The organism is Kitasatospora sp. NPDC023176 (genome assembly GCF_055560495.1).
Genome location: NZ_JBVHIP010000059.1, coordinates 20,495 through 33,917 on the forward strand (window position 1 = coordinate 20,495; position 13,423 = coordinate 33,917).

At 72.2% G+C, this 13,423-nt stretch carries 14 protein-coding genes; 8 read left to right on the top strand and 6 right to left on the bottom strand.

The features are described from left to right. Nucleotides 1-193 precede the first annotated feature (193 nt). The 6 genes from ACZ3YL_RS40400 (at nt 194) to ACZ3YL_RS40425 (ending at nt 6,089) form a co-directional block, all read left to right on the top strand. Nucleotides 194-1,339: an MBL fold metallo-hydrolase gene (locus ACZ3YL_RS40400; protein WP_188308473.1), complete on the top strand. Its 1,146-nt coding sequence runs from the start codon at nt 194-196 to the stop codon at nt 1,337-1,339. A gap of 145 nt (nt 1,340-1,484) precedes the next feature. Then, on the top strand, nt 1,485-3,047 hold the full coding sequence (locus ACZ3YL_RS40405; RefSeq protein ID WP_465662647.1) for a TldD/PmbA family protein: 1,563 nt from the start codon (nt 1,485-1,487) through the stop codon (nt 3,045-3,047). Further along, entirely contained in the window at nt 3,047-4,495 is a 1,449-nt protein-coding gene (locus ACZ3YL_RS40410; RefSeq protein WP_465662649.1) for a metallopeptidase TldD-related protein, read from the top strand. The genes ACZ3YL_RS40405 and ACZ3YL_RS40410 overlap by 1 nt, the downstream gene beginning before the upstream one ends. A gap of 31 nt (nt 4,496-4,526) precedes the next feature. Further along, nucleotides 4,527-5,075 carry an RNA 2'-phosphotransferase gene (locus tag ACZ3YL_RS40415; RefSeq protein WP_465662655.1) on the top strand — a complete coding sequence of 183 codons (549 nt, stop codon included), beginning with the start codon at nt 4,527-4,529 and terminating at the stop codon, nt 5,073-5,075. Between the two features lie 145 nt (nt 5,076-5,220). Further along, the gene (locus tag ACZ3YL_RS40420; RefSeq protein ID WP_188308471.1) at nt 5,221-5,604 is read left to right on the top strand and encodes a DUF3099 domain-containing protein; all 384 of its coding nucleotides are present in this window, start codon (nt 5,221-5,223) and stop codon (nt 5,602-5,604) included. 266 nt (nt 5,605-5,870) lie between these two features. Beyond that, a complete protein-coding gene (locus ACZ3YL_RS40425) occupies nt 5,871-6,089 on the top strand; it encodes a hypothetical protein (protein ID WP_188308470.1) in 219 nt (72 codons plus the stop codon). 7 nt (nt 6,090-6,096) lie between these two features. Here the strand turns inward: ACZ3YL_RS40425 and moaA are convergent, their stop codons facing one another. From moaA to ACZ3YL_RS40445, 4 genes are all read right to left on the bottom strand, one after another. Beyond that, the gene (gene moaA / locus ACZ3YL_RS40430; RefSeq protein ID WP_188308469.1) at nt 6,097-7,086 is read right to left on the bottom strand and encodes a GTP 3',8-cyclase MoaA; all 990 of its coding nucleotides are present in this window, start codon (nt 7,084-7,086) and stop codon (nt 6,097-6,099) included. A 78-nt stretch (nt 7,087-7,164) separates the two neighbouring features. Further along, nucleotides 7,165-8,772: a solute symporter family protein gene (locus ACZ3YL_RS40435; protein ID WP_188308468.1), complete on the bottom strand. Its 1,608-nt coding sequence runs from the start codon at nt 8,770-8,772 to the stop codon at nt 7,165-7,167. Next, nucleotides 8,769-9,125, bottom strand: a complete 357-nt coding sequence (locus tag ACZ3YL_RS40440; protein WP_465662652.1) for a DUF485 domain-containing protein — start codon at nt 9,123-9,125, stop codon at nt 8,769-8,771. The genes ACZ3YL_RS40435 and ACZ3YL_RS40440 overlap by 4 nt, the downstream gene beginning before the upstream one ends. Before the next feature lie 259 nt (nt 9,126-9,384). Further along, the gene (locus tag ACZ3YL_RS40445; RefSeq protein WP_188308466.1) at nt 9,385-10,428 is read right to left on the bottom strand and encodes a zinc-dependent alcohol dehydrogenase family protein; all 1,044 of its coding nucleotides are present in this window, start codon (nt 10,426-10,428) and stop codon (nt 9,385-9,387) included. Nucleotides 10,429-10,573: 145 nt separating this feature from the next. Between ACZ3YL_RS40445 and ACZ3YL_RS40450 the strand changes: the two genes are divergently transcribed. Next, nucleotides 10,574-11,569, top strand: a complete 996-nt coding sequence (locus ACZ3YL_RS40450) for a DEDDh family exonuclease (RefSeq protein ID WP_188308465.1) — start codon at nt 10,574-10,576, stop codon at nt 11,567-11,569. Nucleotides 11,570-11,600: 31 nt separating this feature from the next. Further along, on the top strand, nt 11,601-12,404 hold the full coding sequence (locus ACZ3YL_RS40455; RefSeq protein WP_188308464.1) for an SURF1 family cytochrome oxidase biogenesis protein: 804 nt from the start codon (nt 11,601-11,603) through the stop codon (nt 12,402-12,404). 3 nt (nt 12,405-12,407) lie between these two features. On the opposite strand, the gene trxA is transcribed toward ACZ3YL_RS40455, so the two are convergent. Together trxA and ACZ3YL_RS40465 are read right to left on the bottom strand one after the other, a co-directional pair. Beyond that, nucleotides 12,408-12,740 (bottom strand): thioredoxin, encoded by a 333-nt coding sequence (trxA, locus tag ACZ3YL_RS40460; RefSeq protein ID WP_223243207.1) that lies wholly within the window; start codon nt 12,738-12,740, stop codon nt 12,408-12,410. A 3-nt stretch (nt 12,741-12,743) separates the two neighbouring features. Next, entirely contained in the window at nt 12,744-13,151 is a 408-nt protein-coding gene (locus ACZ3YL_RS40465; protein WP_188308492.1) for a MerR family transcriptional regulator, read from the bottom strand. Between the last annotated feature and the right edge of the window lie 272 nt (nt 13,152-13,423).

Genomic DNA, 13,423 nt, shown 5'->3' on the forward strand with positions numbered 1-13,423 from the left:
ATCCGACAATCCGCACCGGTGGCACCGGGCCGTTCCCGGTCGTCCCCCGCAGGCCGCGGAGCCGTCCGGGAAAGGGGGCACTGTACGGGAACAACACGGGCGGGCGTGCCCGTTGCCCCCGTGGTGCGGGCCGCCCCGGGGCCGGACGTACCCTTCCCCGAAGAGTCCCGGCGAGGAAACGAAGGCAGGGCGCATGACCAAGGCACGGCCCGGGAGCACCTCCCGACGCGGACGACTGCTCGCCCTCACCGCCCTGGCGGCGGGCCTGGGCGCGACCGCCTGGTCGCTGCGCGACCTGCCCGCGGCGTTCGGACGCCGCCCGGACGGCGAGCGCGAGGAGCGGGTGCGCGACTCCCCGCAGTACCGCGACGGCGTCTTCCACAACGCGCCCTCGACCCTCGCCCGGGCCGGCGGCACCCCCGACTTCGACCGCGACACCGTCCGCCGGATGCTGTTCCAGCGCGAGGGCCGCGTCCCGGCCCACCCGGTGCCCACCGTCCGCCCCGCCACCGCGGACGGCCCGGCCGCCGAGGGCGTGGAGATCACCTGGTACGGGCACGCCTCGGCACTGGTGGAGATCGAGGGCTCGCGCGTCCTGCTCGACCCGATCTGGAGCGACCGCTGCTCCCCCGCCGCCCACGTCGGCCCCAAGCGGCTGCACCCGGTGCCGATCGAGCTGGAGGAGCTGCCGCCGGTCGACGCGGTGCTGATCTCCCACGACCACTACGACCACCTCGACATGGCGACGGTCAAGCGCCTGGTGCGCAGCCAGTCCGCGCCCTTCGCGGTGCCGCTCGGCATCGGCGGCCACCTGCGCCGCTGGGGCGTCCCGGAGCACCGGATCATCGAGCTGGACTGGGACGAGACCTGCACCCTGGGCGAGCTGGTGCTCACCCTCACCTCCGCCCACCACTTCTCCGGCCGCGGCCTGACCCGCAACACCACCCTGTGGGGCTCCTGGGTGATCGCCGGCCCGAGCCGCAAGGTCTTCTACACCGGTGACTCCGGCTACTTCGAGGGCTACGCCCGGATCGGCGAGCGGCACGGCCCCTTCGACGCCGCGCTGGTGCAGATCGGCGCCTACGACGCGGCCTGGGCGGACATCCACATGACGCCCGAGGACGCCGTCCTCGCCCACCGGGACCTCCGGGCCGGCCTGCTGGTGCCGGTCCACTGGTGCACCTTCAACCTGGGCCTGCACCCGTGGGCCGAACCGATCGAGCGGCTGCTCGCGGAGGCCAAGGCCCAGGCCGTCCCGCTGGCCGTCCCCCGCCCCGGCGAGCGGGTCGACGTGGACAACCCGCCGGAGCTGGACGGCTGGTGGGAGGCCGTCTCCTGACGGAGCCCCGCACGGCCGGAGCCCACTGGCCGAAACCGCGACGCACCAGGTGAAATGCGCTGGCCGGAAACCGGTGGACGGGCCATGATGCGGTGCGGGCGCCCCCGCGGCGCCGCACCGCCACCCCCGCGACCTGGGAGCCCGATTGCCTCCGATTCCTTCGGCCGACAGCGCCGGCGCCCCGCACGGGCGCGCCGTCGACCCCGTGTTCCTCGCCCTCCCGCTGCGCACCCTCGCCGACGCCGCCCTCGGCCGGGCCCGCGAACTCGGCGCGAGCCACGCCGACTTCCGCCTGGAACGGGTCCGCAGCGCCTCCCGGCGGCTGCGCGACGCCCGTCCGTCCGGCACCTCCGACAGCGTGCAACTGGGCTTCGCCGTCCGGGTGCTGCTGGACGGCGCCTGGGGCTTCGCCGCCGGGGTGGACCTCACCCCCGACGCCGCGGCGCGGGTCGCCGCCCAGGCCGTCTCGGTGGCCCGGCTCTCCGGCGGGATCAGCCGGGCGGCCGGCTCCACCGAGCGGGTCGAGCTGGCCGACGAACCCGTCCACCGGGACGTCACCTGGGTCTCCTCCTACGAGATCAACCCCTTCGACGTGCCGGACGCCGACAAGACCGCCCTGCTCGCCGACCGCAGCTCCCGGCTGCTGGCCGCCCAGGGCGTCTCGCACGTCGAGGCCGCCCTGCTGACGGTGCAGGAGAACAAGTTCTACGCGGACACCGCGGGCACCATGACGACCCAGCAGCGGATCCGCACCTACGCCGACCTGCGGGCCACCTCGGTCGACGAGCGCACCGGCGCCTTCGACTCGATGTGCACCCTGGCCCCGCCGGTCGGCCGCGGCTACGAGTACCTCACCGGCACCGGCTGGGACTGGGACGCCGAGCTCGCCGAACTGCCCGTCCTGCTGGCCGAGAAGATGAGGGCCCCGAGCGTCGAGGCGGGCCGCTACGACCTGGTCATCGACCCGTCCAACCTCTGGCTGACCATCCACGAGTCGATCGGCCACGCCACCGAGCTGGACCGCGCGCTCGGCTACGAGGCCGCCTACGCCGGCACCTCCTTCGCCACCTTCGACCAGCTCGGCAGCCTGAAGTACGGCTCCGAGCTGATGCACGTCACCGGCGACCGCACCGCCGAGCACGGCCTGTCCACCATCGGCTACGACGACGAGGGCGTCGCCACCCAGTCCTGGGACCTGATCCGGGACGGCGTCCTGGTCGGCTACCAACTCGACCGCGGCATGGCCAAGTTGAAGGGCTTCGAGCGCTCCAACGGCTGCGCCTTCGCGGACTCCCCCGGGCACGTCCCGGTGCAGCGGATGGCCAACGTCTCGCTCCGGCCCGCCGCCGACGGCCCGGACACCGAGGGCCTGTTCGCCGGAGTGGAGAAGGGCCTGTACATCGTGGGCGACCGCTCCTGGTCCATCGATCAGCAGCGCTACAACTTCCAGTTCACCGGGCAGCGCGCCTACGCCATCAAGAACGGCGAACTCGCCGGCCAGGTCAAGGACTTCGCCTACCAGGCCACCACCACCGACTTCTGGGGCTCGATGGCGGCGGTCGGCGGCCCGCAGACCTACGTCCTCGGCGGCGCCTTCAACTGCGGCAAGGCACAGCCCGGCCAGATCGCCGCGGTCAGCCACGGCTGCCCGTCGGCGCTGTTCCGCAACGTCAACGTGCTCAACACCCAGCAGGAGGCGGGTCACTGATGACCGCGATGCAGCCCCACGAACTCGTCGAGCTGGCACTCGGCCTCTCCCGCGCCGACGGCTGCGTGGTGATCGCCGACGAGGAGTCCACCGCCAACCTGCGCTGGGCCGGCAACGCCCTGACCACCAACGGCGTCACCCGCGGCCGCCGCCTCACCGTGATCGCCACCGTGGCCGGCGCCGAGGGCACCGCCTCCGGCGTGGTCTCCCGCGAGGCCGTCACCGCCGAGGACGTCGAGGGCCTGGTCCGGGCCGCCGAGGAAGCCGCCCGCGCGACCGGCCCGGCCGAGGACGCCCAGCCGCTGGTCGACGGCCGGCCGCCGTCCCCGCACTTCACCCAGCCGCCCGCGGAGACCTCCATCGAGGTGTTCGAGGCCTTCGGCCCGGCCCTCGGCGAGGCCTTCGCCCGCGCCGCCGCCCAGGGCGAGCTGCTCTACGGCTTCGCCCGGCACGAGGTCACCACCAGCTACCTGGGCAGCTCCACCGGCCTGCGGCTGCGCCACGACCAGCCGACCGGCATGGTCGAGATCAACGGCAAGACGGCCGACCTCACCGGCTCGGCCTGGGTCGGCGCCGCCACCCGGGACTTCACCGACATCGACGTCCCGGCCCTGCACACCGAGCTCACCAAGCGGCTCGGCTGGGGCGCCCGCAGGATCGACCTGCCGGCCGGGCGGTACGAGACGCTGCTGCCGCCCGAGGCCGTCGCCGACCTGATGCTCTGCCTCCACTGGGCCTCCGGCGGCCGGGACGCCGCCGAGGGCCGGACGGTCTTCTCCCGGCCCAGGGGCGAGGCCGCCCAGAACGCCCCGGACAACGGTGGGGGTGGACGACGGGCGGGAGGCACCCGGCTCGGCGACAAGCTCGCCGCCCTGCCGCTGACCCTGCGCGCCGACCCTCACGAGCCCGGCCTGGAGGCCGCCCCGTTCGTGCTGGCGCACAGCACCGGCGGCGACGTCTCGGTCTTCGACAACGGCGCGCCGATCACCGCCACCGAGTGGATCCGGGAGGGCGTGCTGACCGAGCTGATCACCAGCCGCCACGCGGCCGGCCTCACCGGCCTGCCGCTGCGCCCGGCGGTCGACAACCTGGTGCTGGAGACGACCGACCAGGAGTCGGCTCCGACCCTGGACGAAATGATCGCCCGCACCGAGCGCGGCCTGCTGCTCACCTGCCTCTGGTACATCCGCGAGGTGGACCCGGCGACGCTGCTGCTCACCGGCCTCACCCGGGACGGCGTCTACCTGGTGGAGAACGGCGAAGTGGTCGGCGCGGTCAACAACTTCCGGTTCAACGAGTCCCCGGTCGACCTGCTCGGCCGGATCACCGAGGCGGGCCGCACCGAACGCTGCCTGCCCCGCGAGTGGAGCGACTACTTCACCCGCACCGCGATGCCACCCGTGCGTGTCGCGGACTTCAACATGAGTTCGGTCAGCCAGGCCTCATAGCCGCTGACCAACGGGGGATGGAAAGAACATGATGGACGAGAAGCGGCTGGTCAGATCGAGCAAGATGCTGTCGCGCATCCTGCGGCACGAGCCGGAGCTGGTGGGGATCACCCTGGACGGCTCCGGCTGGGTCCGGGTCGACGTCCTGCTCGACGCCCTCACGGCGAAGGGCCGGCCGCTCACCAGGGTCGAACTGGACCACGTCGTGGCCACGGACAACAAGCGCCGTTTCGGCTACTCCGCGAACGGCCTCTCGATCCGCGCCAACCAGGGCCACACGGTGACGGTCGACCTCGGTCTGACCGCCACCGTGCCGCCCCACGTGCTCTACCACGGCACCGCCGACCGCCACCTGGCCTCGATCTTCCGCGAGGGCCTGCGCCCGATGACCCGGCAGGACGTGCACCTGTCGGCGGAGACCGAGACGGCCACCCGGGTCGGCGCCCGGCACGGCCGCCCGGTCGTGCTCACCGTGAACGCGGCCGCGATGGCGGCGGCCGGCCACGAGTTCCGGCTCAGCGCGAACGGCGTCTGGCTCACCGACGCCGTCCCCCCGCAGTACCTCTCCCGCCGCTCCTGAACCCCGATAGCGCCGTACGGCTCCCCTATCACGCCCGACCGGGTGGGCCCCGCCCACCCGGTCTCGTCGTCCCCGGCCCCCCGGCGTACCGTGAGGAAGCCGCGCGGAACGGCGCGCGGGTGCGTGGACGAGGGCGGTAGGAGACATGGGCAAGAACGCCGACGGCGGACGGGTCTACCGGATCACCGGGGCCCGCAGCAGCCTCTCCGAGGACGTCCGGGGGCGCCAGCGCCGCTACGTCATCTCGATGCTGATCCGCACCCTCTGCGTCCTGCTCGCGGTGGTGCTGTGGAACGTCGAGCGCTGGCTCGCCTTCGCGGCCCTGGGCGGCGGCGTCCTGCTGCCGTACTTCGCGGTGCTGATCGCCAACGCCGGCCGGGAGCAGACGCCCGGGCTGCCGAGCACCTTCGACTTCCCGGCCGACACCCAGCTGATGCTCGGCCCGGGTGGTACGGGTGGGGCTGGTGCGCCTGCTGGTACAGGACAGGCAAAGCCCGCTGGCACCGAAACTTCACAGGGCACCGACTGACCGTCCCGTTTACGGGGGTTGAGCCAAAATCAGCTCGGCGAAAGCTCAAAAGAAGCTCAGATTAATCATGCAAGACCTCCCCAACCGAGCCCCCCGGCGTGACATACTGCGTACGCGCTCCGCATCCCCCGTCGGAGCGACGGACCGACGCCGGGCGGCTCCCCCCGTGGCTGCCCGGCGTCGCCATGCCCGGATCCGGGCGGGCCGGATCAGCGTGACAGACTGGCGGTGACGACACACCCGCCGAACACCGAGGACGGCCCCCGATGGACACCCCGCAGACGCCGATCTGCTCCGCCAAGGGCTGCCGGGCGGACGCCCACTGGGTGCTGGTGTGGAACAACCCCAAGCTGCACACCCCGGACCGCCGCAAGACCTGGCTCGCCTGCGAGGAGCACCGCGAGCACCTGTCCCAGTTCCTGGGCGTGCGCGGCTTCCTCAAGGAGGTCGTCGCCTTCGCCGACTGGACCTCCGAAGACAACTAGCGGACGGCTAGCCGCCGATCGCCGACATCGGCCGCTCGGGCTGGTGGAACTCCGGGTCGTCGATCCCGGCCCCGGCCTTCTTGCCCCACATCGCCGCCCGCCACAGCGCGGCCAGCTCCGCGTCGTCCGCCCCCGAGCGCAGCGCGGTGCGCAGGTCGGTCTCCCCGGTGGCGAACAGGCAGTTGCGCACCTGGCCGTCGGCGGTCAGCCGGGTCCGGTCGCAGGCCCGGCAGAACGGCCGGGTGACGGAGGCGATCACCCCGACCCGGCCCGCGCCGCCGTCCACCACCCAGCGCTCGGCGGGCGCCGCGCCCCGGCGGGCGGACGGCTCCGGGGTGAGCGCGAAGCGGGCCCGGAGCAGGTCCAGGATCTCCTCCGCGGTGATCATCGACGAGCGCTCCCAGCCGTGCTGGGCGTCCAGCGGCATCTGCTCGATGAAGCGCAGCTCGTAGCCCCGCTCCAGGCACCAGGCGAGCAGGTCGGCCGCCTCGTGGTCGTTGACCCCGCGCATCAGCACCGCGTTCAGCTTCACCGGCGCCAGCCCGGCCGTCTCGGCGGCGGCCAGCCCGTCCAGCACGTCCTGGTGGCGCCGGCGGCGGGTGAGCGTGAAGAACACCTCCGGGTCGAGGGTGTCCATCGAGACGTTGACCCGGTCCAGCCCGGCCTCGCGCAGTGCCGTCGCGGTCCGGGCCAGCCCGATGCCGTTGGTGGTCAGCGACAGCTCGGGGCGCGGCTCCAGATCGGCGCAGGCGGCCACGATCGCGACCAGTCCGGGGCGCAGCAGCGGTTCGCCGCCGGTGAAGCGGACCTCGCGCACCCCCAGGTCGCGCACGGCCAGGGTGACCAGCCGGACGATCTCCTCGTCGGTCAGCAGCTCGGGCTTGGCCAGCCACTGCAGTCCCTCTTCGGGCATGCAGTACGTGCAGCGGAGGTTGCACCGGTCGGTCAGGGAAACCCGCAGGTCGACGGCGCGTCGTCCGAAGGTGTCGAGCAGCACGTGCGTCCCTTCCCGAAAAGCAGCCGGCCCGGCCACCGTCGCGGCGGGGGCCGGGCCAGCATAGTCATGCCGCAACGATCAGTGGGCGCCCAGCCCGGTCAGCGAGCGGACCTCGAGTTCAGCGTACTTCGCCGGGTCGGACGGTTCCTTGGACAGCAGGGTGCCCAACCAGCCGGCCAGGAAGCCGATCGGGATGGAGACCAGGCCCGGGTTCTCCAGTGGGAACCAGTGGAAGTCGGAGGCCGGGAAGAGCGAGGTCTTGGCACCCGAGACCACTGGGGAGAAGACCACCAGCAGCACCGAGCTGACCAGGCCGGCGTAGACCGAGCTGACCGCGCCGGCGGTGGTGAAGCGCTTCCAGAACAGCGAGTAGAGCAGGGTGGGCAGATTCGCCGAGGCCGCCACCGCGAAGGCCAGCGCCACCAGGGCGGCGGTGTTGAGCTTGTCCGCGAAGAGGCTGAGCACGATCGAGACCGCGCCGATCCCGACGGCCGCCCACTTCGCCGACCGCACCTCCTCCCGTTCGCTCGCCTTCCCGCGCCGGATCACGTTGGCGTACAGGTCATGGGCGAAGGAGGCTGACGAGGCCAGGGTGAGCCCGGCGACCACGGCCAGGATGGTGGCGAAGGCGACCGCCGAGATCACCGCGAGCAGGATCGCCCCGCCGGTCGTGCCGCTGCCGCCGCCGAGCGCCTCGGCCAGCTGAGGGGCGGCCGTGTTGCCGGCCGCGTTGGCCGCCTTGATCTCCTTGGAGCCGACCAGGGCCGCGGCGCCGAAGCCGAGCGCCAGGGTCATCAGGTAGAAGACGCCGATGATGCCGATCGCCCAGAGCACCGACTTCCGGGCCGCCTTGGCGGTGGGCACGGTGTAGAAGCGGACCAGGATGTGCGGCAGGCCTGCGGTGCCGAGGACCAGCGCGATGCCGAGGCTGATGAAGTCGAGCTTCGCGGTGCCGGTGCCGTACTTCTGCCCGGGTTGCAGGAAGGCCTCGCCCTTGCCGCTGGCGCTCGCCGCCGCGCCGAGCAGCTCCGAGGGGTTGAAGTGGTACTTGGCCAGCACCAGGACGGTCATCAGCGCGGCACCGACGATCAGCAGCACGGCCTTGACGATCTGCACCCAGGTGGTGCCCTTCATACCCCCTATCACCACGTAGACGATCATCAGGGCGCCGACGCCGACGATGGTCCAGCGCTTGGCGGCGTTCCCCTCGGCCCCGAGCAGTAGGGCCACCAGCGTCCCGGCACCGACCATCTGGGCCAGCAGGTAGAAGATCGACACCACGATGGTGGACACGCCCGCCGCGGTGCGCACCGGGCGCTGGCGCATCCGGAAGGCGAGCACGTCCGCCATGGTGAACCGGCCCGAGTTGCGCAGCGGTTCGGCGATCAGCAGCAGCGCGACCAGCCAGGCGACCAGGAAGCCGATCGAGTACAGGAAGCCGTCGTAGCCGGCCAGTGCGATGGTGCCGGCGATGCCGAGGAAGGAGGCAGCGGACATGTAGTCGCCGGAGATGGCCAGGCCGTTCTGGAATCCGGTGAAGCCGCGGCCGCCGGCGTAGAAGTCGGCGGCGCTGCGGTTCTGCCGCCCGGCCCACACGGTGATGGCCAGGGTCGTCAGCACGAAGAGCCCGAACAGGGCCATCGTCAGGCCGCGGTGATCGGTGGCGGAACTGGCGAGCAGTGTCATTCGGCGGACTCCCGGGGAGCGTGGACGACGGCGCCGTGGGCCTCGCGGATCGCGGCGGCGGGCGGGTCGATCCGCCGGTCCGCGTAGCGGGCGTACCAGCCGGCGATGACGAAGGTGGTGACGAACTGCAGCAGCCCGAGCACCAGGGCCACGTTGATGTGCCCGACGACCTTGGCGCCCATCAGCCCGGGGGCGTAGCAGGAGAGCAGGACGTAGAGCAGGTACCAGAGCACGAAGCCGATGGTGACCGGGAAGGCGAAGCTCCGGAACGAGCGCCGCAGGGTACGGAACTCCTCGCTGTCGTCGATGAGTTGGACTTCCGTAGCGCTGGTGGTGATCGGCGGCGAATCCACTCTGTCTCCTCACTCCTTCGGCGTAGCGGTCACACGAGGGGACCAATCGAACGTGAGGGACGTCACATTCCTCGTGCGCGCCGCGCAATGCTAGGAGCGTCGTGCCCACCCCGGAAGGGGTTGACCGCGATCAGCCAGTCGTTCACCCCCTCGCACCATCCAATTGGCCGAAAACCACCACTCGCATCCCCTCCGAATCGGGCCGCGACAACCGAAAGGGGCGACACCGTCCAACGGTGCCGCCCCTGTTGACGAAGCGTCAGAAGGCGATGCGGACCTTCAGCGCGGACCGGTCGTCCATCGCCCGGTAGCCGTCCGGCACACCGTCCAGGTCCACCGTCCGGTCGAAGACCAGGCCCGGCTCGATCGCGCCCGAGAGCACGTCCGGCAGCAGTTCGGGGATGTACGCCCGGGCCGGCGCGACGCCACCGTTGAGCGAAACGTTTCGGCCGAACATCTGACCGATGTCGACGCCCGCGCTGCCACCGTGCGGCACACCCACGTAACCGACCGCGCCGCCGTCCCGGGCGATCGAGATCGCCGTCCGCATCGACTCCTCGGTGCCGACCGCCTCCAGCACCGCGTGCGCGCCCAGCCCGCCGGTCAGCTCCTTCACGGCCTCGACCGCGGCGTCACCGCGCTCGGCCACCACGTCCGTCGCCCCGAAGCGCCGGGCCAGCTCCGTCCGGGCCGGGTGCCGGCCCAGCGCGATGATCCGGCCCGCGCCCAGCCGGTGTGCCGCCAGCACGCCGCAAAGGCCCACCGCGCCGTCGCCGACCACCGCGACCGTCGCACCCGGGCGCACCCGGGCCGACACCGCCGCGTGGTGCCCGGTGGACATCACGTCGGACAGCGCCAGCATGCCCGTCAACAGCTTCTCGTCGCCCGCCGCGTCCTTCGGCAGCTTCACCAGCGTCCCGTCCGCGAACGGCACCCGGACGGCTTCGCCCTGGCCGCCGTCCGAACCGACCTCGCCCCAGAACCCGCCGTGCGGGCAGGAGGTCTGCAGGCCCTCGCGACAGAACTCGCAGACGCCGTCCGACCAGACGAAGGGCGCGACCACCAGGTCACCCTTGGCGAAGCCCCGCACCTCGGCGCCGGCCTCCTCGACCACACCCAGGAACTCGTGCCCGATCCGCTGCCCGGCCACCCGCTGGGCCACCCCGCGGTAGGCCCACAGGTCGCTGCCGCAGATGCAGGCGTTCACCACCCGGACCACCACGTCCGTCGGGTGCTTGATCACCGGGTCCGGCACCTCTTCGATCCGGATGTCGTTCGGTCCGTGGATCACCGTGGCGCGCATGCGTTCTTCCTCACACAAATCCGGCCGACCGGCCGGAAACGAACTCGACCAGGTGTACGACACCCTCGATGCCCACTCTATTCCGGCCGTCCGGTCGGAACATTTCGACCGGACGCGACCAGTCCGCCCCTTATCCTGTTGGACCATGCAACCGATCCAGCCCGAGACGTACGGCGCGCCGCGGACCGCCCCGGTCCCCGCCCAGCGCTCCGCCGCACCCGCCAAGGGCTTCGCGGTCGTCGACGTCGAGACCACCGGTCTCGGCCGCTCCGACCGCGTCATCTCGGCGGGCGTCTACCAGCTGGACGGCGACGGTGAGGTGACCGACCACTGGTACACCCTGGTCAACCCCGAGCGGGATCCAGGCCCGGTCTGGATCCACGGCCTCACCGCCGAACTGCTCTCCGGCGCCCCGACCTTCCCCGAGATCGCCGACGAGTTCGCCACCCGCCTGGAGAACCGCGTCCTGGTCGCGCACAACGCCCTCTTCGACTGGAACATGATCTCCCGCGAGTTCTCCCGGGCCGGCCGCAGCGCCCCGGTCGAGCAGCGGCTGTGCACCATGGTCCTCTCCCGCGACCTGCGCCTCCCGCTGCCCAACGGCAAGCTCGCCTCGCTCGCCGCCCACTTCGGCGTCCAGCAGCGCAACGCCCACAACGCCCTGGACGACGCCCGGGTGCTCGCCGAGGCCTTCCGCCCCAGCCTGCACCTGGCCCGGCTGGCCGGCCTCCCGCTCCCGCTGCAGAACTGCGTCGCGGTCACCGACCTCGGTGAGGACGAGCCCGCCGCCCCCGGCCGCGGCAACTGGACCGGCGCCCAGTACCGCCAGGCCAAGAAGCGCCCGCCCTGCCCGTACCCCAACCCGGGGCGCTGGGAGGACGGCAAGCCGCTGGTCCAGGGCATGCGGGTGGCCTTCACCGGCGACACCGCCACCGATCGCGAGGTGCTGGAGGACCGCACCGTCGAGGCCGGCCTGCACATCGCCACCTCGGTCAGCCGGCTCACCAGCCTGCTGGTCACCAACGAGCCGACCAGCTGGAGCGGCAAGGCCCGCAAGGCCCGCGACGTCGGCACCCCGGTGGTCACCGAGGACGCCTTCCTCCAACTGCTGCGCGAGGTCGCCCCGCACCCCGGTGCGTGAGCCGGTTGTGAGGTCGGCGTACCGTTCCCATGTGTACCGTTTTCTGCTGACCCGACAGTGGCTGATCACCATGCTGATCGCGCTGCTGCTGATCCCCGCGACGATCAAGCTGGGCTTCTGGCAGCTGCACCGCCACGAGGCACGGGTGGCCCGGAACGAGCTGATCGGCAAGGCCCTCACGGCCTCGCCGGAGCCCTTCGACAGCCTGTCCGCGACCCCCGGCGCCGCAGTGCCGTCCGCCCTCACCTGGCACGCCGTGACGGCCACCGGACAGTACGACCCGGCACACGAGTTCGTGGTCCGCAAACGGACCGACTCCAACGGGACCCTCGGCTACTTCGTCGTCACCCCGCTGAAGCTCTCCGACGGCAAGGGCACTGTCCTGATCAACCGCGGCTGGGTCCCCTCCGCCGACGGCGCCACCCAGTACCCGCCCGTCCCGGCCGCCCCCACCGGCGAGGTCACCCTCACCGGCCGGCTGCGCGCCGACGAGACCACCGGCAGCAGCGGTGGGTGGGTCAAGGACCGGGCCGGCCTCCCCGACCGCCAGTTCAACCTGATCAACACCGAACAGCAGTCCAAGGAGACCGGCACCACCCTCCTCGGCGGCTACCTGGAACTCACCGCCACCACCCCGGCCCCGGCCGACCAGCCCCAGCTGATCCCCGCGCCCGACCACTCGGACATCGGCCCGCACATGGCCTACGCCATCCAGTGGTGGCTGTTCACCGCGATGATCCCCGTCGGCGTCTGGGTGCTCATCCGCCGCGAGGCCAAGGACCGCGCCAAGCAGGCCGCCGAACCCGACGTCGCCCTCGACGCCCTGCCGGCCTAGCGCCTACAGCACGTCCTCCAACTCCCGCAGAAGCCGCGCCTTCGCCCGCGCCCCCACCACCGACCGCACCGGCAGCCCGTCCCTGAACAGCATCAGCGTCGGCATCGACAACACCCCGTACGCCGCCTGGGTACGGGGATTGCGGTCCACGTCGACGCTCACCACCCGCATCCGGTGCGCCTCCTCCCGCGCGACGTCCGCCAGCACCGGCGCCATCATCCGGCACGGCGGGCACCAGTCCGCCGTGAAGTCGACCAGCACCGGCCCCTCGGCCGCCAGCACCTCCGCCGCGAACGTCTCGTCCGTCACCGCCGGCACACCCACGATCTCCACCATCGTCTACTCCTCCGCGAGTTCACACTGGGGCGGCTGCTCGGCGGCCGCGAGTTCGTCCCGCGCCCGGACGGCCCGCTCGAACTGCCCGGCCACCTGCACCCGGACGTCCCGCAAGCGCGCGATGCACTCGTCCAACTCGGCCAACTTCCGCCGGTACACGTCCAACGAGGCCGGACAGGAATCCCCCTCCGGGTGCCCCGCCCGCAGACACTCCACGAACGGCCGGGTCTCCTCCAACCCGAACCCGAAGTCCTGCAACATCCGGATCTCCCGCAACAGCCGCAGGTCCTCCTCCCCGTACGCCCGGTACCCGTTGCCCGCCCGCCGGGCCGGCAACAACCCCAACTGCTCGTAGTACCGCAACGCCCGCGTAGTCGTCCCCGCCCGCTCCGCCAACTCCCCGATCCGCACGCCGACCCACTCCTCCCGAACAACCGCCACCGACGCTAAACCTTCCCCCCGACGTCAACGCCAGCCCACACCAACCCCCATCCACGCGGGCGCGCAGGACAAAGCCCACGCGCCCGCAACACCCCCCCACCCCCCAAGCCGCACCCACCCACCCCCAGCACCCACCCCCAGCACCCACCCCCTCACCCGACCAGGCGAGAGGGACGCGCTGCGGAAGGGGGCGGCGCAGGGGGTGGCTGCGGAGAGGGGCGTGACGGGTGATTTTCAGACTG